We start from the raw sequence: 22975 nt of genomic DNA on the forward strand, positions 1-22975 counted from the left end.
TGAGCGAATTTAAATACTCAATTCTTCACTATCCCGGATTTCAATGAGAAACCTTCTTTATATGGCAGTTCTTTCTATAATATTCATTATTTCGGCATTTTCCTTTTATCCTCCAAATATCAATTCAAACTTTGAAATTACTTACTCAAAACTTGTTCGAGTCAATGAATCAGCAAAAATAATTATCACTTCGAAAAGAGAATCTCTGAATCAGTTTAATTTTAAATGGGAAACCAACCTTGGCAGAATAGAATCGAATGGCAGTGAAGCAGTATTTCACGCACCCGATTCAACGGGTGAAGCTCGAATTAAATTAGATATTTATTATGGTGACAAACTAAGCAAATCAGTTTCATTTAATATTTCTATTTTCAAACAGCTTGTAATTCTTAAAGCTGATGATCTTATCTATGATAACACTAAAGTGATATCAGAAAATTGGACGCGCTTTCTGCACTATGTGGTTTCAGATAAAATTAAGGCGAGTGTCGGACTAATAGTAAATTCTCTTGAAACTGACGATGAAAGATATTCCGGTCTGCTGAAGTATCTTAACAGAACTGGTTATATTGAACTATGGATTCATGGTTATGATCATAGGTTGGGGGCGATTGATCCTAATGGCGAGCCGTATGATGAATTCCGAAATTCATCTCTCGAATTTCAGAAAGAGCAAATTAAAAAAGCTCTTGATCTTTCAAAGCAGAAACTTGGTTTCACAATGCAAACTTTTGGAGCACCTGGAAATGCAATTGATGATAACACCAAAATTGCTCTTGATGCTTTCGATGAAATAAAAGTTTGGTTTTTTGGTCAGGAAGGCTCAAATAAACTTGTTCTGGGCAGGAGTGCAGAAATGAGTATCCGGTAGGGAATCCGGATTTCACATCATTTGTAAAAAACCATGATCAAAAAAGCAGCTACATAGTCTTTCAGATTCATCCCAACATGTGGAATGAAAATCAATTTAATGAATTCACAAAAATTATTAGCTATCTGAAAGAACAGGAGTTGACTTTTATTTTACCATTCGAATTTTATAATATGAAGGTAACAGAAGAAATTAATTAGTTTTGTCTTGCAGCAATACCTGTCGCAAAGCTTCCTACATCCACAATTTTTACCAATTCATTTTGTAGTTACGTCATAAACACAAACTAATGACGGCGAACCTCACCTGCGATTTTGTAATGCCTTTCAAACTGATGATTCGGATCGTTGTTTGAACAAGTTACGTAAAGAAACTTTCCATCCGGAGATAAATCGGCTCCATACAAATGATGAAATGCTTCACTTGTAAATTCCCGCGTAATGCTCCAGCTTTCACCGTTCTTTGTAATCTCTGTTATTATTGGTTCATGATGCGACACAGTATAGATTTTATTTCCATCCTCTGAAATAGCAGATTGCATCGGGTGTTCTTTAATGACAAGCTCTTGCAGAATTTGTTTTGTGACCAGATTAATTATGAGCATCAGGCTGGACTTCCTGCAGTTTACATAAAGATATTTGTTGTCCGGTGAAACATATAAGTGCATTGGTTCGTGAGTTGGATCAACACCAGCAGAAAGCACAATATCATCCTCGAGAACTTCAAGGCTTGCAACATCTACGATAGAAATCCTGTCTTTTGTCATGTTTCCAACGTAAAGTTTTTTATCATCACTGCTTAACCAGATTGCATGGGGTAATCCTGTTACGGGTAAGCTTATATCAGCTTTTTTAGTCATCGTTTCCGTATCTATTGCATAAATCACATTATAAATGCTTGGTGCTGTTGATGATCTTGAAACGAAAGCCGTTTTCCCATCATTGGTTATTTGTATCATACCTGCATTTTCAATTCCGCTTACCTGACCAACAACCTGATTGGTTGCAGCATCAATTTTTAGAAGACGGCCGGCAGCTATCAATGTGACATAATAATAACCGCTATGGATTTGAATGTTGTGCGGTGCGTCCGTGACTGATGCAATCTGATCAACATTAATAATCCGTGATACTACATTGTACTGAGCATCAATTTCAAAAATTTCATCTGAACCTTGATTGCAAACAAATATTTTTTGTCCACCTGAATAAGGTACATTACCGTTATAATCACGAGCTCCTTCATTAATCCAGTTCTTGATTATGTCAATTTGAGATTGTGACAACACATTTCTCTGGTAAGGCATTCGTTGATTTTGATCCTCTACACTGCCTGTGATGAGCTGATATAGAAGACTTTTCTCCGCATTGAAAGGAACTATTGGGCTTCCCCCGTAAACATCATCACCGTGAGTAGTTTTTGTCAGAAGCTTATGTGAATGATTACCTAAAGGTCTGCCAATAGAACCTTTAATCATCTCAGAAAAGGAAGTTAATTTCAAATCATGATGAGGTTCTGAATTACCATGACAACCTGCATCCAGACAATTCTGGGCAAAGATTTCCGCAACTTCCTTTTTCTGAAAGCCATTGTTTGTTTCATCAACTAGAGGAACAATTGTTTCTTCATCACATCCAGAAAAAGCAATTATTGATATTAGAATTAAAGCAAGAAGATTATAACGGATTCGCATTTTTAATTTCCTATTTAAGTAAAGTCATTTTTATTGATTGGCTGAGATTACCGGCAGAAAGTTTTGCTATATATATTCCGGAAGGAAGATCGGATGCGTTGAATGTTAAATTATGTTCACCCTGTTCAAGAACCTCATTTACCAACTCACTTACTTTTTCTCCCACGAGGTTGTAAATTGATAAATTTACAAATTCATTAGTCGGAAGATTAAACCTCACATTTGTTGCTGGATTGAACGGATTAGGATAATTCTGCTCAAGTAAGAATTCAGCTGGTCCTGTCACTTCTACAAAATTTCATCAGGTATTCGCTGCTTCCATCAAAGTCGACTTGTTTTAGTCTGTAGTAGTAACTTCCTGGTTGAACTTCGCGGTCTATAAAAGAGTAGTCATTAATTTCTGTTGAAGTTCCATTTCCTTCTACAAATCCTATAGTGTAATATTCATTATCAAGTTTTCTCTGTATTTCAAATCCCTGATTATTTTTTTCTGAAGAAGTAGTCCATTTAAGATTCACATCATCTGCAATTACTTCAGCAGTGAATGAAGAAAGCTCGACCGGAATTGATCCATTAAATTTCAAAACATAAAGACCTGTTGACATGTCTGAAATCAAAGTATTGCCTGACGGTAAGTATGGATAACATCCCCACGCACCATCGTAAAATCCTCCATTACTTGTCGGGTATGTATCGTATTGACCTGCAAGTTGTGGACTTGCCGGATTCGAAATATCGAGTACAACATATCCGGAAGTATAGTAAGAAATATGTGCGTAGTCACCAAGTATGAATAAATTATGTACATAGGAACTAGAACCGGGCATCTGCCAGGTTGGAACAGTCAGATTCCAGCTGCTTCTGTCTTCAAGATCCCAAACCGTTACATCTCTCACGTTGAACTCTTCAGTTCCGACAAAATATTTTTTATCTTCTGTCATCCAGCCGCTGTGTGCATAAATTCCGGGAAGATTCATACTAACCGAAAGCAGTTGTGGACTAAATTTATTCGATACATTTATTAAATCATATGAATCTTCAGCGGCTGCAACAACTGTATCATTCCAGACATAAACATCGTGAATATAGTTGCTCCCTGTATAATAAAACGTTCTTGTCGGATTCACAGGATTGCCAAGATCAAGAATATGCATACCTCCGCCATTATTTGTTCCGATTACATAAGCGTAGCCATTATCAATGTAAATATTATGCGCTCGGGTAAACCAGGTTTCTATAGTATTGACAAGAGTTGCTGTAGCAGGCAGCTGAGAAAGATCTACAATTTGTAAACCTCTTCCCGTACCGGTTCCTTCAGTGACTATGTATGCATAAGTACTATGAGTTTTAATATCCCGCCATACTGAATTTGGTCCGGGAATAAAAGCCACCTGAACGGGGAGTGAAGGATTGGTAACATTAATGATTGAAGTCCCGGTCTGGACACCAAGCAAAGCATACTCATTTCCAAAACCATCTACATATCCCCAGATATCATTATATCCGGCAGAAGGATATTGATTCAGATTACTTAGGAACGTAACATTATTCTGTGCAACCAAAATACCTGCAGCAAAAAGAATTGTTAAGAGAATTTTCATTATGACCTCTGGTTTAATTGTTATTTCAGTAAACTCATTTTAATAATTTCTGTCTGATTTCCGGAAATAAGTCTTGCAAAATAAATTCCTGATGGAAGATCTGATGCATTGAAAGTTACTTTATAAGTTCCGGCATTTTTTTCTTCATTAATAAGTGTTGATATTTCCTGACCAATTCCATTAAAAATTTTTAAGCTTACGAATCCGGATTTCTCAATTGTGAATTTTATCTGAGTGGATGGATTAAATGGATTCGGATAATTTTGTTCGAGGGAAAAACCGGAAACATCAGTATTTTCGTTTTCAATAACAGTTGTAGAAGGAATAAACTTAAAGATATAAAGCCCTGTGGACATATCGGATATTAAAATATTACCGGAAGGTAAATAAGGATATGCACCCCAGGCACCGTTGTAGGTCCCGCCGCTCGAGCTCGGATAAGTATCGTATTGGCCGGCAAACACCGGGTTCTCTGGATCAGAAATATCCAGAACTACATATCCATCTTTATAATAAGCTATATGAGCATAATCGCCAAGTATGAATAAATTATGCACTGGAGAATTTCCAGTCATCTGCCAACCGGTAACGACCAAATCCCAAGATGATCTGTCTTGTAAATCCCAAACAGTAATATCTCTGGTGTTGAATTCTTCGCAGGCAATAAAATATCTCTTATCTTCAGTCAACCAGCCGCTGTGAGCATAGATTCCCGGAAGTACAGAACTCTGATTAATCAGTTGTGGATTTGATTTATTTGTCACATTCACAAGCTCATAAGTATCAGCCGAAGAGACATAAGCAGTATCATTCCAAACGTAAACATCATGCACATATCCGCTGGCAGAATAATAAGCTGATTGAACAGGATTGATTGGATCTGACAGGTCAAGTATATGCATTCCTCCCTGACTGGTTCCAACTACATAAGCAAAACCATCAGCAATATAAAGATTATGCGCCGAGTTGAATGTTTGGTTATAAGTGTTTACAAGAAATGCAGTATCGGGAAGTTGTGATAAATCTATTATTTGAAGACCCGAGCCATTACCGTTGCCTTCACTTGTAACATATAAATAATGAGAATGAGTTTTAAAATCTCTCCATTCATAGGGAGGCGCAGTTGGCCCTTGAATCTGGATAATTTCTTCCGGATTAGCCGGATCCGTTACATCGATAATTGAAGTTCCACCAGTCATCCCAATAAATGCATACTCTCTGCCGTTTTCTTCATATCCCCAAACATCTGTGTAGGCAGTACCAGGGTATGGATTAATTGAACCCAGCAAATTAATATTTTGTCCAAGCAAAATAGGCGAAGTAAGCAATAGTATACTGCATACTGAAGCAGAAAATTTTGTCATTATTTTTTTATTATTTAAGAAACAGAACTTTAATAGCTTCTGAATTTATGTCAGAAGAAGCAAGTATGAAGTAAACTCCTGAAGGCAAAATTACTCCAGCGTTATTATCTCCATACCAGTAAAAGGAGTTTGTACCGGCGGGCATATAGTCATTATGCAAAGACTTTACTTTTTCTCCGAGCGAATTGAAAATATCAATCGTCGTGAATTGTGCTTCCTTAGTAAATATTCTGATCTGTGTACCTGGATTAAAGGGATTAGGAAATGCTTCGAGCTTATAATTGCTAACTGGCTCTAATCCCCACTCCGCAATATTTGTTATTTCAGAATTGATGTAAAAATATAGACCACCTTTAACATTTCCAAGGAATAAATCATAATCAGTATCATTATCAATGTCTACGAAATTTGGAAAGGTGTATCCGCCAAAATTGTCTTGTATGAATCTGTTTGTTATGAGATTCCAGATTGGTGTTAGATTGTTCCCATCATTTTGAAAGTAAAACAACTCACCGTTTCTGCTACCGGAAAACAGATCAAAATTTCCGTCTTTATTAAAGTCAAATAAATAGGGTGTACTATTATCACCAACATCAACTCCGGCAAAGTAACCTGTATTCAAAGTGAATTCTTGTATGAATACATTTCCTGTATTCTCATAAAAAGTAAATCTGCCATTGAATCCACCTAAGACAAGATCAAGATCTGAATCGGAATCAATATCGATTAAAAAAGGAACTGAACTCGAACCAACATCGATGCTATCCCCGTTACTATTTCTTAACAAAATACTGTTTAAGAAAATTGGCGAACTTGGTGAACCAGTATTTGTGTATAGATCGATTGTGCCGTTAAGTTTTCCAACGAGAAGATCCAAATCTCCATCGTTGTCAATATCGCCAAACTCCGGAGAGACGCTCAAGTCTCCGGTAATATTGAAAAAAGCTGAATCATTATAATAATATGCTGGATTATTTTTCGATCCGGTGTTTTCAAGAAAGTGAATCGAACCAATTGGATTATTGAGTGATCCAATGAACATATCAAGATCTCCGTCATTGTCAATATCAGCAAAAACCGGTGCACTGTTGTTGCCAACATCGAGAGTTTTGAGATAGTCTTTAGTCCTTAAAATATGATTGGCTGTTTGAGAGTTGCCAACATTTTCGTAAAACATTAATGACTGAGGAACGGTTGGATCATAAAGAACTGACACGAATAAATCATAATCGCCATCGCTATCTATGTCACAAAACCTTGGCATATTAAAGCCGCTTGTGTTCACACTGTCTGAATTTACAGGATATATATCGGAGATTCTCTGCATATCAGGTGATGCCGGTGTACCCTGGTTTTCAATCATATAAAGGCTGTTACTGAAGAAATCTCCCCAAAAGAGATCAAGATCACTGTCAGCATCAATATCTATAAAATCCAGTGAACTGGCTCCATGTAAAGGATTATCAGCTATTGTTCCGACGATGTAAAGATCTTGCCATTCATTCGTGATAAATTTAAAACTAAAACTACCAGACGTTCCAACATTTTCATAGAATTTAACAGTACCGGCAGAATTACCACTAAAAAAATCATAGTCGCCATCATTATCAATATCTGCAAAGAGAGCATTGCTCGCAAATTCACTGTATATTGGCTCACCATCGAAATCGCGGACAGTATCCTTCGCAAGCACGAAAAGCGGGGAAGTCATGCTGCCATCATTTCTATAAAATGAAATCAGGTCATTATTACTCGTGAAATAATCAAGATCGTTGTCATTATCAATATCAACAAAGAAAAACCAATTGGAAAAAAATAATCCTGAGGGATTAGTAAGTGAGTATTCAAAATTCGGGTTAAATCGTGTGCCGGTGTTTTCAAACCAGCCATAAGTCTTGTCACTATCCAGGTAAAAAATATCAAGGTCTTCGTCGTTATCTATATCCACAAATTGATGTTCGAGGTTATTGTGTCCGCCGCTGAAAATATTGGGTATCAATCCATCCGCATCGCTTAAAGGAATTGTATTCAACTCTCTTTGAAATGGTTGCGGAGAAATAATTGATGTAAAAGGAAAAAGAAATAGAATGGTAACTATTCTGAGTATTTTATTTCGTAAAGACAAGTATCTCCAATTATTTTGAAAGGTTCAATTCCAAGATTGTCAATATCCTTTTGTTTAGTTTGAATTGATCTTTCTATGATCATAAAACAATTGGTGCGAAGGTATTTATTCTTTAAAATATTTCCAACGACAATATAAATATCATCTTTGAAAAAAGGCGGATCGGCAAGGATTAAATCATATTCAGTAGCAGGATTCATGGAAGAAAATTTTATAGCAGGCATTTTAAATATTTTGCATCTTTCTCCGGCTTGAAGCGTTTGGATGTTCTCTTCAAGATTACGATAGATCACCGCATTCTTTTCAACGAAATGAACCTCATCGGCACCTCGGCTCAAACACTCGAATCCAAGTGCACCGGAACCAGCATAAAGATCGAGAACTTTTATTCCTTCAAAAGAAATTTTATTAATGAGAATGTTGAAAATTGTCTCCCGCACTCGTTCGGTAGTTGGTCTGACGAGATCGGATTTGGGAACATTGATATATCTTCCTTTAAGTTCTCCGGATGTTATTCTTAATCGCATTTTACTTTTAATTAAAACGTAAAGCAGCACCGGCTGCAGGTGTAAATGAACTAAAATAATCTATAGGTATTTCATGAGATTCATAATTTTCTTTAAATCGAACAAAGTCAAAAGGGTTGAAGACATCAAATTTTATTTTAAGTTCCTGTTCCATCTGCTCCAAGGAATCGGACCCGAAGTCTTCGCCTGCAATCCATGCATTTACCGGAGGCTGATTAAATACTTTGCTGAATCGATCCATCCTGAGTTCATTCAGTACTGAGCTGATCACTTCTCCATTATGCTTATTAAATACTTTTACGAAGGCTGGTTTTGATAAATTGTTTACAAATAGTGTCATTGAGCTCCTCGAATTGAAAATATTAATGCTCATTGACCTGTTCGTTTCATTCATCACTGCATTTAGGAAACTATTAGCACTGATTGCGCATTATCAACCAGTCTCGGCTGAAGATTATTTATTGAGCAGAAATTTTTTAATAAGATTAAGTACTTTTTAGGAAGAGCAACCACGAGAGCATTATTTTTTCCGGGTAAAAATTTATTATCAAGCTCATAAAATTTCATTGCAAGATCATCAACAGGAATGAAAGGGAATAGTTGCGAAATTTCCCAGTTAAACTCTTCCCGGATTTCCTTCTGTGTCAAATTAGCATCATATGGAAGCTGGATTGTGTAGAATAGTTCAGATGGAAGTGTAAAAGAAACCAGATTGCTTTTAAAATTGCATCTGATTTTAATCTCATCGAAAGCATTCTGGAGCTGAGGAAGGATGATATCTTCAACTGGTTCATCAAAATTAATTGATGGACTTAAAAAAGTTTGCCCAATGTTACTTATAAAAATCTGGTTTGATATTTTTTCCAGCTCTATAAATTGCAACCGCGAAGCTGTTACGTTTACAACGGCGTAGCTCTGGAAAACATCCATTTATCCGGGATTACTCCCAGGAGGAAGTATTTTTCAAAGCGTCATTATAGAGATCACCAACCGTTCCATACCCATCAGGATCTTCGAGAAAATATTTTGTTCCAAGCACACGCGTGGTATCAATCTTCACTACAACACCACGACGGTTTATGGTTGTATCAATAGACATGGAGGTATCTATCTGAATGATATATGGCTGGAATGATTTAGGGGAAAGTTTTAAGCTTTCCGGAGTAAACTCACCATGTGCTAGCGGTTTAAATGGATTTGAAGGTTTCATCGTTAATGAATCGAAGCCATTCATTACACTATCTACAAACTTATCTTCCCGGATGAACTGCACCAGCATATCGAGGTTATCTGTATAATTCCCGAATTTCTTTTGAAACAATATTTGTGCTGCTTTGATATTATTCATTCTAAGTCTTGATTCAGTCCGGTAGAACTTCTCTTGCTCAACAGCATCTTTTGGATCAATAATTGCAACTTTAATCAACAAAATAGTCAATATTGCGATAACAAGGTAGAGAACTGCGTGTATATACCAGGGATCGCTAGCTTGGGATTTCATCATTCCTCCGGGAAAAAATTTTTTGTTTGCCTACTCAATATATAAAAACTTTTTAATTTTGTTAAACTTCACTTCGCCTATTCCTTTAACATCCATAAGCTCATCTAACCTCTTAAAGCCTTTTCTTTCATCTCTTAGCTGAATGATTTTTTCAGCAGTTTTTTCACCAATACCGGGAAGTTTAACTAAATCATTTATTCCAGCTTTATTAAGATTTATGCTCTTTTCTGTTAAGGATGATATATCTTTCTTAGTATATGCGAAAGTATCTGAGAGTTCCAGCACCCGTTTTTTAATTTCAAGGTCGCTGATTAATAGCGAATCTTCCGGATCTATCTCGGGATTCAAATTCGAGTAATAGTAAAATAAACTGTCCTGCTTTGTATAGTCAAAATATTCCGTATCGTTATCACTTTGTTTGAAAAATTCTACATAAATGAAACCCAACAAAAATAATCCTGCAAGAAAGAGGATTACTGATATTTCTGTTTGAGTAAAACCAATTTTTTAGATAATTTTTCAAACATTGATCAAATGAAGACATAATACCATTAAAAACCAACAACTAAATTAATTCCAATTTATTCGATCATTCTCTTCGAACAGTTACAATCCGAATTTGCTGAAGAAATTTTTCTTTTCATCTTCAGATGAAGTTTTGATATTCGGCATTTCAGAAAGCTGTTTGATTAATTCTTTTTCTTTTGAATTCAGCTTTTGGGGAATTGCAACATTAATCCTCACGATCTGATCTCCGCTGCCGGAGTAATTAAGATGTCGTATTCCTTTTCCTTTCATCTTTAATAATTTTCCGGGTTGAGTTCCTTGTTCAATTTTTAACATCGACTTTCCGGTGAGTGTAGGAACTTCTACTTCTGCTCCGAGCGCTGCCTGTGGAAATGAAAGAAACAAGTTATAAATGATGTCATTTTTTTCACGAATAAAATGTTCGTGTGGCAATTCCTGGAATACAACAATTATATCGCCGGGCTGACCTCCGCGTTTTCCTGCATTACCTTCACCTCGCATCGTCATATAATTACTATCTTCAACACCTGCAGGTACATCAATCTTTAAAGTTGATTCATCAGTTACTCTTCCATCGCCGGAACAGGTTCTGCAGGGAGAATCAACAACCTGTCCTTCGCCACTGCAGTTATTGCAAGTTGTTATGTTTACGAATTGTCCGAACACTGATCTCGAAACACTTTTTATTTCACCGGTTCCATTGCAAGCAGGACAAGTTTTTAATGACGTACCAGCCTGGGCACCTGTTCCGTTACAATCATTACATTTTACCTGTTTCCTGATTTTTATTTTTTTTGATGTGCCGGTTGCAATTTCCTCGAGTGTAAGTTTCAGTGTAACACGTAAATCAGAGCCAGGTGTTCCGGCACCGCGACGACGTGATCTGCCTCGCTGAGTTCCACCAAAAAATTCATCGAATATTGATGAGCCGCCGAAGATATCAGAAAAATGCGAAAAGATATCGTTGACGTTAGAGAATCCCTCAGCACCAAAACCGCTGCCTCTTACTCCTTCGTGACCAAACCTGTCATAATTATTTCTTTTATCATCGTGGCTGAGTATCTCGTATGCTTCTGCTGCTTCTTTAAATTTATCTTCGGCAGATTTATCACCCGGATTTCTGTCGGGATGATACTGCATTGCAAGTTTACGGTAAGCTTTCTTTATTTCTTCTTTCGTGGCATTTCTTGTAACACCAAGAACTTCGTAATAATCTCTCCTAGTCATTTAAATTAATTCTCTTTCTCTGTAGATGATTCGGAAGAACCTTCATTCGATATCTGACTATCATCTGTTGATTCTTCACTGACGATTACTTTTGCATGCCTTATTACTTTATCTCGATACAAATAGCCAGATTCAACTTCCTCCAGTACTGTGTGCGGAGGAACAGAATCGTCCTTTCTCTGCATTAATGCATCATGATAATCAACGTTGAATGGTTCGCCTTTAGTCTGCATTTTTTTCACTCCCTGTTCATTCAGAAGTTTCAGGAGTTTTTCATAAACTAATTTGATTCCATCCTTCACTGATTTATTATTATCGATATCATCGATATGTTCCATCGACCGTTCAAAATCATCAACCACTGGAAGCAGTTTGATGATGAAAGATTCCGCAGCATAATTAATCAGATTAAACTGATCGTTTTCAGTTCTTCGTTTATAATTTTCAAACTCGGCAGCTTTCCTTAAAAACTTATCGTTCCATTCTTTTACTCGTGCTTCAAGCTCTGCAATTTTTGCATCGGACTTTTCTGATTGTGCCGGTTCTTCAGATCCTTGTTGTAAAGTATCTTCTGATTTTATTTCTTCCTGTTCGATATTTTGTTCTTCGTGGTTTTTATCTTTTTTATGTTTGTTCATAATTCATCTACTCCTGTTTTAATTAACGTGATTTTAAATGTTCGGATAAAACTTTTGCGAGATAATCTACAATTGCAACTATGCGGGAGTACTCCATCCTCTTCGGACCAATAATTCCGAGCGTTCCGCTTGTTTCACCGAATTTATATTCTTTACTAACGAAACTATACTCCTGAAGTTTTTTATCAATAAGCTCACTGCCTATTGAAATTGAAACTTCTTCTTTTTTTGATCCGGAAGATTTATCCATTATGTGGATTATTACATCTTTATCTTCTATTAGTTCAATTATACTCTGGAAATTTTCCGGATTTTCAAACTCAGGCTGTTGAATAACATTCTTAGCTCCGGTTACAATCAGACGATCAGTACGTACTTCGTCTCTGAATAGTTTATCAACCGAATCAACAAAAAGCCTGATTATTGGTTTCTGATCATCTTCAATATCAATGAATCTTTCCTTGAAAGTATTTCTGATTTCTGAAAGACTTAAACCTGACAATTTTTCATTCAACAGAAGTTGCACAGATTCTATATGAGTTTCTTTCATTTCTGTATCGAGCTCCATGGTGATAGTTTTTACGAGTCCGGATTTTATACTAATCACCACCAGAATTCTTGTTGAAGTTAAAGTTATTATTTGGATCTTCTCAAGTATGCCAGATTCAAGATTAGGATAAGTTACACAGGCGATTTGTTTAGTAATTGAGCTGAGCAATTTGGAAGTGACCCGAACCAGGTCATCAGTTTCGTCAAGTATTTGACCAAAACTGTTTTCAGTCATACTTCTTTCTTTGGTATTTATCCTGTCCACGTCCATAAGTGAATCGACATAATACCGATAACCTTTATCAGTCGGCACGCGTCCGGCAGATGTATGTGGATGATTAATATATCCTGAATCTTCCAGATCAGACATTACATTCCTTACCGTAGCCGGTGAAAAACCGATATCATACTTTTTTGTGATATTTCTTGAACCGACCGGTGTTGCAGTTAAAATAAACTGCTGCACGATCGATCGAAGTATCGCTTTTTCTCTTTGATTTAATTCTTCCGTTTCCATTTTTAGTATTTGTCTGGTATAAAATCGAGGCGCAAATATATCAAATTTAAGCAAAATTTTGCAGGCATAGGATGAGTTTGTACTCAATCGGTCACAATTAAAACATTATTTCAGAATAGAAAATATTCAGCATCTCAAAAGCTATTGCTTTGAATAAGATGGCTTATCTGCTTAATTTTCAACGGGAAAATTCATTTTAATTTTTGATTGAAGGGAATCCAACTTGGCTAAGAAATATGAAGAAGCAGGTGTTAGTATTAAAGCCGGTGACGAGACAGTTGATAAAATAAAAGAATATGCAAAATCAACTTTTAACAAATCAGTTTTAACAGATATTGGACTTTTCGGTGCATTCTTCCAGCCAGATTTTTCACAATACAAAGAACCCGTTTTGGTTTCCAGCGTGGATGGAGTGGGGACAAAACTTAAAATTGCAATCGAACTAAAAAAACACGATACAATCGGTCAGGATTTGGTAAATCATTGTGTGAACGATATTGCAGTTTGCGGAGCAGAACCGCTTTTCTTTTTGGATTATATGGCTTTTGGTAAGCTTGACTCGAATACTGCTGCAGAAATAGTAAAAGGATTTTCAATTGCCTGCAAAGAAAATGACTTTGCACTCATTGGCGGAGAAACCGCGGAGATGCCCGGAGTTTATCAAGCTGGTGATTACGATCTTTCCGGATCAATCGTCGGAGTAGTCGAAAAATCAAAAATCATTAAAGGAGAAAAAATTGTTTCGGGTGATGTGCTGATAGGAGTTCCATCTTCCGGACTTCACACAAACGGCTTTTCACTAGCAAGAAAAGTTCTTCTTGAAAAATATAAGCTTAATGAAAAAATTCCTTCACTTAATAAATCGTTGGGTGACGAGCTTCTTTCAGTTCACAGATCATATCTGAAATTAATAAGAAGCTTAAAAAATAAAATTGAAGTTAAAGGTCTGTCACATATTACCGGAGGCGGGATAATAGGTAATACAAAAAGAATTCTTCCCGAAGGTTTAAATTTGAATATTAACTGGAGCAACTGGGAAGTCCCGCAAATCTTCAAACTCATACAAGCTGCAGGTGAAATCCCTGATGAAGAGATGAGAGAAGTATTTAATATGGGAATCGGTCTTGTGATAGTCATCCCAAAGAAAAAAGTTACTGCTGCATTAAAACTTTCCAATGAAATGAACGAACAGTTTATTATCATTGGCGAAGTAGATAAAATCTAACAATCACTTTATGTTAATAGATACTCACGCACATCTTTTCTATCCCAACTTTGAAGGTGAACTGGACGAAATTATATCCAACGCCAGGCAAAACGGAGTTGATTACATTCTCGTTCCTGCAACAGATTTAAAGACTGCAGAACAAGTAATTCAACTAACTGAAAAGTATGAAATGGTTTACGGTGCTGTCGGAGTTCATCCACACGATACAAAAGACTGGAATTCATCTTTCATCCCTCAAATTGAAAAGCTTGCTAAACACCAAAAGATTGTTGCTATCGGTGAAATCGGATTGGACTACTACTATGATTTCTCTCCGAAAGAAAAACAGATTGAAGCATTCAAAGCACAAATTGATCTTGCGTTGAAGTTGGACTTGCCGATCATTATCCATAATCGCGATTCCGATGAAGACATGATGAACATTATCCGAAGTTACTGCGGTGCAGGATTGAAAGGTCAGTTTCATTGCTTCAACGGATCGCTCGAACATGCGATGGAGCTTGTTGGAATGAACTTCATGATTTCATTTACAGGAAATATCACTTATAAAAAAGCGGATGGTCTCAGAAACATTCTCAAGCATATTCCTACTGAGCATTTACTTTTAGAAACAGATTCTCCCTTTATGACTCCGACTCCGCATCGTGGAAAAAGAAATGAACCTTCTTACGTAAAATTTATTGCAGATAAAATTGCCGAACTTCATAATCTCAGAATTGAAGATGTGGCAAAAATAACTTCGTTCAATGCATTCAGAATATTTGGAATCGGAAGCAAACCTGAAACAGCATTTACCTACAAGCTTGGTAATTCGCTGTACATAAATGTTACTAATCGCTGTAATGCGCATTGTTCATTTTGCAGAAGAAAAGATAATCCCGTTCTCAGAGGCTACAATCTCGGAATGGAAAGAGGCGAGGAACCTTCTGCCGATGTATACATAAATGAAATCGGTGACCCAAAAAATTATAATGAAATTGTCTTTTGCGGCTATGGTGAACCGACAATCAGATGGGATGTAGTGAAAGATATTTCCCGTTTTGTGAAAGCAAATGGTGGAAGAACGCGGCTTAACACAAATGGTCATGGAAATATCATAAACAAAAAAGATATTACTCCTGAGATGAAAGGTTTGATTGATGTTGTTTCAATAAGTCTCAATACATTCGATCCAAAACAATATTCCGAATTGGTCGGGCTCGATAAATCCTATTTTGATGAAATGATTGACTTTGCAAAAAAATCCAAACCATTTGTTGAGAAGGTTGTAATGTCAATTGTTTCAATCGATGAAGTTGATATCGAACGTGCAAGAAAAATAACCGAAGAAGAAATCGGTGCTGAATTCAGAGTAAGAGAGTTCTTCACTTCGGAAAGTTAAATTGAAGATCATTCCAAAATATTTTCTTCTTAGCTACCTTTTTCTATTCACATCAATAATATTTTCCCAAATTAATCATCAGCATCTGGAATCCGATATCACTGAACTCATCAACGATCCTTTCTTTGACAAAACATTAATTGCGATTGATATATTTGATTTGACTGACAGCATTTCACTTTTTCAAAAAAACAATAAGCTTCTTCTTCGTCCTGCTTCAAATATGAAACTGCTTACTACTGCGGCGGCACTTCTAAATCGTGGTGAGTATTATTCTTTCAGAACCGATCTTTATCACACAGGAGTTATTGAAGGAAAAACTTTATTCGGAGATCTTTATATAGTTGGCGGATTTGATCCGAATTTTTCTCTTCAGGATCTGCATTCGCTAGTTGCAGTTGTTAAATCACTTGACATAAAAAAAATTACTGGCGGAGTTTATGCTGATATATCTAAAAAAGATTCAATTTATTGGGGCAAAGGATGGATGTGGGATGATGATCCGGAACCAAGCGCACCTTACTTGAGTGCTTTGAACATAAACGAAAATTCAATTCAAGTTTTTGTTGACGAAGCAGAAATAGATTCACCTGCAGTTGTTAAACTTTTACCTGATACTAAATATGTGAGTGTTGTAAACACTTCAGTGACGATTGGTTCAGCTGCTGCTGCAGATATTTTAGTTACACGCGATTGGGTAAATAAAAAAAATACAATTCTTGTAAGTGGTGAAGTAAGCAGTTCGAAACACAATGAATATTCTTCGATCGTAAACGTTCTCTATCCTGAAAGATTCTTTCTTACTTTATTCATAGAGGAATTGGAAAAAGAAGGCATATCAGTTGATGAGCAGACTAATGTTAAAAATTTAGATAAGAATTCCGTTTACCTTACATCTATTTATCGTTCTATTGATACTGTTCTTTCGGTTGTTAATAAGGATAGTGACAACCTAAGTGCTGAAATGCTGATCTACGCAATTGCTTATGAAGATTCCGGTGCTCCTGCTTCTGCGGTCGATGGACTTGCTGCGGTAAAAAGATTAATTGATTCTGCTGGATTTAATTCTGATGATTTTTCAATAGCGGATGGTTCAGGTGTTTCGCATTATAATTTACTTTCAGCGGAATTAATCCTTGAAACGCTGAAGTATATGTATTATGATCAGAGAGATTTGTTCGAACTTTTTTACAACTCACTGGCTGTTGCCGGAGTTGACGGCACATTAAAGAATCGAATGAAGAATACTTCTGCTCAAAACAATGTTCATGCAAAAACGGGAACTCTGAACGGAGTAAGTAATCTTTCCGGTTATGTAACAGCAAAGAATGGTCACCTGCTTGCATTCTCAATTTTGATACAGAACTATGTTGATGAATCTTCGAAAGCGAGGGTTTTTCAGAATAAAATTTGTGAATTGCTAGCTGAGTTTGAGTAGCTAATGAAAAAATATTTAGTATATAAGATTTACGCTCAGCCATTTGATCCTGAACTGTTATCAGGATTAATGTGGGAGTTTGAAATCACTGGCTTAACCGAAGAAACTGATCACATAAAAATATTCTGTGAAGAAAATACAGACATTAGCATTCAGACAATCGAAAGTTCATTGAAAAAATTGCAGGCTGTTAATCTCATTACTTCTTTCAAAGTTGAAAAAGAAATACTCGAAGATAAAAACTGGAATGAAGAATGGGAAAAGAGCAGGGAAGTAATCCGTATTTCGGAAAGAATTGTCATCAAACCAACTTTTAAAAATTACTCACCAAAAGAAAACGAAATAGTCTTAACAATCGATCCGAAAATGTCATTCGGTACTGGAGAGCATCAGACAACAAAATTAATTCTCAGACTTTTGGAAAATTATGTCAAACCCGGGATCAAAGTTCTTGATGTTGGCTCAGGAACGGGAATACTGGCAATTGCTTCAATTAAGCGTGGTGCGTCAAGTGCTGTTGCTGTCGATAATGATGAAGTCTGTCTTGAAAATTGTAATGAGAACTGTGTGTTAAATCAGGTCGGTGATTCAGTTTACATACTAACCGGTGTAATTGATGATGTTGAAGAAAATGATTTTGATTTGATTCTTGCGAACATCCAGAAGAATGTGCTTCTTGAGATAGCTGAAGCAATAAAATCACGATTGAAGAAAAACGGAGTAGTAATTCTTTCAGGTTTGCTTGATTCAGATCAGGATGAATACGAAAAGAAATATCACTCGCTTGGATTTAATACATTGCAAGTTGAAAAGCTGGGTGAGTGGATTGCGGTGGTGCTAATGTAGATGCCATAACCACCCCCTCCCGATTTCATCGGGAGACCCCTCCTTAAATAAGGAGGGGATTATTTGGAATTTTTTGTATGAGAATTTATAATAAAAAATATCTCGAGCAGAAGAGGAAGGACCTTAGAAATAAATCTACTGCAGCAGAAATTATTTTATGGAATCACTTAAAGAGAAAGCAATTGAATGGGAGAAAATTTCGAAGACAACATAGCATTAGTGATTACATAGTAGATTTTTATTGTCCTGAGGAAAGACTGGTTATCGAACTCGATGGTGATTTTCATTTCGATGAAGAGATAAAGCAGTATGATGAGGAAAGAACAGCTTATCTAAATAAGTTGGATATAAAAGTTTTAAGATTCGAGAATATTGAAATTTTATTAAATCTTGAATACTCGTTAAATAAAATTGTCAAAGAATTTAAAGCAAATTTAATTAAAAAATCCCCTCCTCAATTGAGGAGGGGTGGCCCGAAGGGACGGGGTGGTGGAAATCCAGATTAAGCCAAAACGTTTCTACTTTCGGTAAACAATCTCGCCGTTAAAAACTGTCATCTCAACAACAACATCCTTTATTTCTTCCGGATCGATACTTAAAATATCATCACTCAACACAACGAAATCTGCGAGCTTGCCGACTTCAATGCTCCCTTTTATTTTTTCTTCATACGAAGCATACGCAGCATTTAAAGTGTAGCACCTGATCGCATCTTCAACAGATATTTTTTCTTCAGGTATCCATCCAGTGGAATTTTTACCGTCAACAGTCTGGCGGGTGACTGCTGCGTAAATTCCGTAAAGAGGATTAAGCGGTGCAACTGGCCAATCGGTACCGAATGCAACTACAGCGTTGTTATTTAATAATGATCTGTATGGGTGAGTTGTCTTTATTCTTTCAGGACCAATTCTTTTTTCTGCCCATACACCGTCATCAATGCAATGATAAGGCTGTACTGATGCAATCACACCGATCTCAGCAAATCTTTTTATATCTTCTCTGCGCAGATGTTGTGCATGTTCAATCCTGAATCTTCTTTCCCAGGGCGAGTTTACATTTTTTATCTTCTCGTAAAGATCGAGCATGAATGCATTTGCTCTGTCACCAGATAGCGTGAGTGCAGATCTGCAGACGATTTCTGTCTGCATCGGTTGCCCATTTTTCAAGGTTACCGTTCGTTACAATATCAATCGCCAATCCTGATGTTGTTGGATCCTGAACATACGGTTCAAAGAACCACGCAGTGCTTGCACCAAGAGAACCATCTGCATATGCTTTCAATCCGCCGCGTTTCAGAAAACCTTCTTCATTACCGACGGTAACTCCTGCACGGACGATGTCTTCGTACTTATCAATCGGCCAAACGGAATAAATACGGCAGGTAAGATTTCCATCGGCGAGAATTTTTTTATAAGCTTCAAACTCATCCGGCTGAGTCATATCCTGTACGCTTGTGATGCCAAGCTGTCTTGCTTCTTCAAGCGCACGGAGAGCGGCTTCAACATTTTCTTCGAGCGATGGAGGAGGAATTACTTTGAAAACAAGATCCATTGCATTGTCTTTTAAAATTCCGGTCGGATTACCGTCTTCATCTCTTTCAATTAATCCTCCGGCAGGATCGGGAGTATTTCTTGTTATTCCTGCAAGCTCGAGTGCTTTTGAATTTGCAAGACCAACGTGTCCATCTATTCTGCTGACAAAAACGGGAGTGTTTTCTGTAAACGGATCAATCAGCTCTTTTGTGGGAAGTGTTTTATCAGGCCAGAGTTCGTGGTCCCATCTGCCGCCGGTTATCCAGGCTGCAAGTGGAAGACTTCTTTTTAAAATGTACGATTGAATCATCTCAGCAAACTCTTCTTTGCTGAGAGCGGGACGAAGATTTATCCCAAGCAGATAATGTCCGCCGCTGGTAAAGTGAAGATGACCATCGTTAAATCCCGGCAGCAACAATTTTCCTTCGAGATCAATCACCTCTGTATTTGCATCGATGAATTTTCTTGCTTCACTGGTTGAGCCGACGAATTTTATTTTATTTCCTTCAACGATCACTGCTTCTGCGTACGGCTGGTTTTCGTTTACTGTATAAATTTTTCCGTTAATGAAAGCGGTTAGCTTTGTTTGAGCCATTATAGAATGATCCTCCTTCACTAAAGTTCCGGCGGACAGGTTGAATGATTGAATGCCTGCCTGCCGGACAGGCAGGATTGAATGAATTATAATGAGGACGAAGAATATTATTGATGTATGTTTCATAAATTTCTTTTGATGAATGTTGATGTGCAAATATAAATAATCCATAAATGGACGGGAATTTTTTTGCATTGGGGCTATTTTATGTCAAACAGGCAGACGAATATTTTTAAAAACAGTTAGAGGCCAATTAGAGCGAAATTGTAACGGAATTATAGCGAAATAGTAGCGAAGTAGTGCAAACTTTGAATGTGAACAAAAAATGCAGTTTTTTAATTTGTGCCGGTTAAAATAGTTTTTTCTGTTAAGTAATTGTGGCAGGCTGTAAAATGAAAACATTCACAGGAAATATTAAATTAAAAATCCAAATGGCTTTTCACATTCTTACTTAGATTTTTTATTATATGTAAGTAAACCATCGTAATACGAACATCCTTATGACCGAGAAGCTCCTGAACGGTTCTGATGTCATAATTATTTTGCAGAAGATGTGTTGCAAAACTGTGCCGGAAAGTATGCGCACTAGCAGTTGGTTTTTCTATTTTAAGTTTTCTTATTGAATTTTTAATTGCCTTTGAAACTGTTGAATCGTGAATATGAAGTCTAAACTTCTTTTTGGTTCCTTCATCGTAAAAATATTTATCTGCTGCAAATACGTACTGCCAGCCGAATTCTTTAGATGCGTTAGGATATTTTTCAGCGAGAGCATAGGGGAGAACAGTATCACCAAATCCTTTTTTCAAATCTGAGTTGTGAACCGCACGACGTTTTTCAATTTGTTCTTTGAGATGAGGGATTAATGATTCGGGAAGAAGAGTTGGTCTGTCCTTTTCACCTTTTCCTGCCCGGACAATAATACTTTTCATTTCAAAATCAATATCTTTAACACGCAGACGCAATGCTTCAGACAAACGAAGACCGGAACCATATAAAAGTCCGGCAACAATTTTAGGCAAGCCTTCCATATTTTGAATTATAGAATGTGCTTCAGCTTTTGTAAAAACAACAGGGATGTGCTTTGGTTTTGTCGGACGCTTAATATCATCAACCCAGCCGATATCTTTATGAATAATTTCTTTGTAGAGAAAAAGAATTCCCTGGAGTGCCTGGTTTTGTGTTGAAGCAGAAACGTTTCTATCGACCGCGAGATGATTAAGGAATTCCCTTATTTCGTCTTTGCCAAGTTTTTCCGGATGGGTTTTATTATGAAAAATAATAAAACGTTTTATCCAGTTGATATAGGATTCCTCAGTCCGCCTGCTGTAATGCAGTGAGCGGAGATGAGTTTTTACCTGGTCTAACAGCTTTGGTTTGCCAGATTGATTTTGAGATTGATTCTTAATTTGCACTGCGGGTCAAAAATAATATCAAGAATCGTTCTATCCTAATATTATTCGATTATTGCAGATAAATTGTGTATTAGTGCAGTAATCAAATTTATTTATTGACTTCTTTAGAAGTTATCTTAATATTAGGATTAGAAAAAACAGGATTTGTTGAAAAACCAATGTGGGCATTTCCTGATAAGTATTAGTTATATGGCAAAGTAATTCGTTATAGGTTTATAAATGTATTCACTCTTAAAAACTTTAGTAATATCATTACTCCTTTTATATGGATGTGTAACAATTGATGTTACTTCTTTAGTGGAGGATTATCAAAATAGATTAGTATCCTCCTCTGCTTTCAAGGCAATTTCTTTAGGCGTTGAATTAGCTGAAAGTAAGAAAATGTTTTTAATGAAAGGAGATAATCATTACTTTGAAATTTTAGACAGTTTAGGTATAAATAAAGAAAAAGATAGTCTTTACTACTATGAGTATCTTTCAAAATATTTTGACGATATAAAGGTTATTCTTCAAAATACAGTGATAACCCTAAAAGCAAATGATAAAGAACTTCAAGCTTTTGTTGAATCTTCTGAAAATGATTCTATTCCAAGAGTGAGATTTGATGGCGATGAAGAATTGTTCGAGAAAGATATACTAGAATATGTATTGGAGATAGACTATAATATTTCAATCGAAGGAAATCTTAAAGACTATAAAGATATAGAGACAATATCAAAGGAAGATCAATTTTATATTATTCACAGTGTTAATAACAAAATTGTATCCGCAAAATTAGTATATAAATGAAAGTGCCATATAACCAGCAACTCAACAAAGACGGCTTCATTCAAGTCTTGGCATTTGCAAGTTAAAGTTGGTTCTGTTTTTTAAAATTTTTTAGTAAATAATTAACATTGTCAGTAAAACAAAATATAAACATTAAAAACGGTGCAACCGCTTGTTAGTTGCAACGCCGTTAGCTGTATCAAAAATGAAAAGAAAAGTTATTACAGAAATATTGTTCTTGATTATCTTTATATACTGTTCTAATGATATAATTTCTCAAATAAAACTATACACTACAATTGATAGTTCGTATCAATTCTACGTTAAATTTATTGGTGCTGATAGGGATATAAACCAAATGAGAAATGAATTTGCGTGTGCTTACCCAATTTACGTAAATGTTCCACTTGATCCTTCATTTAGATTCAGTTATCCAAATCCATATTTCACCATCAATGCGAAATGAAACATTTATTTTTAATGTTCCTGAAATAACTGAGTAAATAATATTTACAGATTCAAACGACTCGATTTATTTCAATCCTAACTATGATAAATTAGATACTGGCTACTATTATTTCCAGATTAATCCTGGTATATATCTAAAAGTTCAATTAGAAAAGATGCTCTTAGT

General features: G+C 36.2%; 22 protein-coding genes and 1 pseudogene. 8 read left to right on the forward strand and 15 right to left on the reverse strand.

The genetic code is table 11. The annotated features are described in order from the left end of the window. Positions 1 to 43: 43 nt before the first annotated feature. Positions 44 to 871 carry a DUF2334 domain-containing protein gene (locus IPM14_13005; GenBank protein MBK9099014.1) on the forward strand — a complete coding sequence of 276 codons (828 nt, stop codon included), beginning with the start codon at positions 44 to 46 and terminating at the stop codon, positions 869 to 871. A 286-nt stretch (positions 872 to 1157) separates the two neighbouring features. On the opposite strand, the gene IPM14_13010 is transcribed toward IPM14_13005, so the two are convergent. From IPM14_13010 to hrcA, 13 genes are all read right to left on the reverse strand, one after another. Further along, positions 1158 to 2564 carry a hypothetical protein gene (locus IPM14_13010; GenBank protein ID MBK9099015.1) on the reverse strand — a complete coding sequence of 469 codons (1407 nt, stop codon included), beginning with the start codon at positions 2562 to 2564 and terminating at the stop codon, positions 1158 to 1160. Positions 2565 to 2574: 10 nt separating this feature from the next. After that, positions 2575 to 2850, reverse strand: coding sequence for a T9SS type A sorting domain-containing protein (locus IPM14_13015; protein ID MBK9099016.1), 276 nt, complete (start codon positions 2848 to 2850; stop codon positions 2575 to 2577). Next, entirely contained in the window at positions 2834 to 4165 is a 1332-nt protein-coding gene (locus tag IPM14_13020) for a choice-of-anchor B family protein (GenBank protein ID MBK9099017.1), read from the reverse strand. The genes IPM14_13015 and IPM14_13020 overlap by 17 nt, the downstream gene beginning before the upstream one ends. A 20-nt stretch (positions 4166 to 4185) precedes the next feature. Then, on the reverse strand, positions 4186 to 5529 hold the full coding sequence (locus tag IPM14_13025) for a choice-of-anchor B family protein (protein ID MBK9099018.1): 1344 nt from the start codon (positions 5527 to 5529) through the stop codon (positions 4186 to 4188). A 10-nt stretch (positions 5530 to 5539) separates the two neighbouring features. Then, positions 5540 to 7654 carry a VCBS repeat-containing protein gene (locus IPM14_13030; protein ID MBK9099019.1) on the reverse strand — a complete coding sequence of 705 codons (2115 nt, stop codon included), beginning with the start codon at positions 7652 to 7654 and terminating at the stop codon, positions 5540 to 5542. Then, complete coding sequence (gene rsmD, locus IPM14_13035; GenBank protein MBK9099020.1) at positions 7624 to 8181, reverse strand: 16S rRNA (guanine(966)-N(2))-methyltransferase RsmD; 558 nt, start codon at positions 8179 to 8181, stop codon at positions 7624 to 7626. The genes IPM14_13030 and rsmD overlap by 31 nt, the downstream gene beginning before the upstream one ends. A 7-nt stretch (positions 8182 to 8188) precedes the next feature. Continuing rightward, on the reverse strand, positions 8189 to 8521 hold the full coding sequence (locus IPM14_13040; GenBank protein ID MBK9099021.1) for a hypothetical protein: 333 nt from the start codon (positions 8519 to 8521) through the stop codon (positions 8189 to 8191). A 62-nt stretch (positions 8522 to 8583) separates the two neighbouring features. Next, positions 8584 to 9111, reverse strand: a complete 528-nt coding sequence (locus tag IPM14_13045) for a hypothetical protein (protein MBK9099022.1) — start codon at positions 9109 to 9111, stop codon at positions 8584 to 8586. 10 nt (positions 9112 to 9121) lie between these two features. Further along, on the reverse strand, positions 9122 to 9685 hold the full coding sequence (locus tag IPM14_13050; protein MBK9099023.1) for a hypothetical protein: 564 nt from the start codon (positions 9683 to 9685) through the stop codon (positions 9122 to 9124). Positions 9686 to 9712: 27 nt separating this feature from the next. Next, positions 9713 to 10132, reverse strand: coding sequence for a ComEA family DNA-binding protein (locus IPM14_13055; GenBank protein MBK9099024.1), 420 nt, complete (start codon positions 10130 to 10132; stop codon positions 9713 to 9715). Positions 10133 to 10288: 156 nt separating this feature from the next. After that, positions 10289 to 11437, reverse strand: coding sequence for a molecular chaperone DnaJ (dnaJ, locus tag IPM14_13060; GenBank protein ID MBK9099025.1), 1149 nt, complete (start codon positions 11435 to 11437; stop codon positions 10289 to 10291). 5 nt (positions 11438 to 11442) lie between these two features. Then, positions 11443 to 12075, reverse strand: a complete 633-nt coding sequence (gene grpE, locus IPM14_13065; protein ID MBK9099026.1) for a nucleotide exchange factor GrpE — start codon at positions 12073 to 12075, stop codon at positions 11443 to 11445. Between the two features lie 22 nt (positions 12076 to 12097). Then, the gene (gene hrcA, locus IPM14_13070) at positions 12098 to 13141 is read right to left on the reverse strand and encodes a heat-inducible transcription repressor HrcA (GenBank protein ID MBK9099027.1); all 1044 of its coding nucleotides are present in this window, start codon (positions 13139 to 13141) and stop codon (positions 12098 to 12100) included. A 223-nt stretch (positions 13142 to 13364) separates the two neighbouring features. Between hrcA and IPM14_13075 the strand changes: the two genes are divergently transcribed. From IPM14_13075 to IPM14_13095, 5 genes are all read left to right on the forward strand, one after another. Then, positions 13365 to 14366, forward strand: a complete 1002-nt coding sequence (locus tag IPM14_13075; GenBank protein MBK9099028.1) for a phosphoribosylformylglycinamidine cyclo-ligase — start codon at positions 13365 to 13367, stop codon at positions 14364 to 14366. Positions 14367 to 14376: 10 nt separating this feature from the next. Continuing rightward, a complete protein-coding gene (locus IPM14_13080; protein ID MBK9099029.1) occupies positions 14377 to 15750 on the forward strand; it encodes a YchF/TatD family DNA exonuclease in 1374 nt (457 codons plus the stop codon). Position 15751: 1 nt separating this feature from the next. Then, the gene (gene dacB, locus IPM14_13085) at positions 15752 to 17188 is read left to right on the forward strand and encodes a D-alanyl-D-alanine carboxypeptidase/D-alanyl-D-alanine-endopeptidase (GenBank protein MBK9099030.1); all 1437 of its coding nucleotides are present in this window, start codon (positions 15752 to 15754) and stop codon (positions 17186 to 17188) included. A 3-nt stretch (positions 17189 to 17191) separates the two neighbouring features. Further along, positions 17192 to 18034, forward strand: a complete 843-nt coding sequence (gene prmA, locus IPM14_13090; protein MBK9099031.1) for a 50S ribosomal protein L11 methyltransferase — start codon at positions 17192 to 17194, stop codon at positions 18032 to 18034. A gap of 77 nt (positions 18035 to 18111) precedes the next feature. Next, positions 18112 to 18540 carry an endonuclease domain-containing protein gene (locus tag IPM14_13095; GenBank protein MBK9099032.1) on the forward strand — a complete coding sequence of 143 codons (429 nt, stop codon included), beginning with the start codon at positions 18112 to 18114 and terminating at the stop codon, positions 18538 to 18540. Positions 18541 to 18552: 12 nt separating this feature from the next. Here the strand turns inward: IPM14_13095 and IPM14_13100 are convergent. After that, positions 18553 to 20161: pseudogene (locus IPM14_13100) on the reverse strand (amidohydrolase). A 419-nt stretch (positions 20162 to 20580) separates the two neighbouring features. After that, on the reverse strand, positions 20581 to 21567 hold the full coding sequence (locus IPM14_13105; protein MBK9099033.1) for an integron integrase: 987 nt from the start codon (positions 21565 to 21567) through the stop codon (positions 20581 to 20583). A 225-nt stretch (positions 21568 to 21792) separates the two neighbouring features. Here IPM14_13105 and IPM14_13110 point away from each other — a divergent pair, with 225 nt between their 5' ends. Further along, on the forward strand, positions 21793 to 22362 hold the full coding sequence (locus tag IPM14_13110) for a hypothetical protein (protein MBK9099034.1): 570 nt from the start codon (positions 21793 to 21795) through the stop codon (positions 22360 to 22362). A 151-nt stretch (positions 22363 to 22513) separates the two neighbouring features. Beyond that, positions 22514 to 22807: a hypothetical protein gene (locus IPM14_13115; GenBank protein MBK9099035.1), complete on the forward strand. Its 294-nt coding sequence runs from the start codon at positions 22514 to 22516 to the stop codon at positions 22805 to 22807. Positions 22808 to 22975 lie beyond the last annotated feature (168 nt).

This window comes from bacterium (genome assembly GCA_016716565.1).
In the GTDB taxonomy this organism is placed as follows: Bacteria; Bacteroidota; Ignavibacteria; order Ignavibacteriales; family Ignavibacteriaceae; genus IGN2.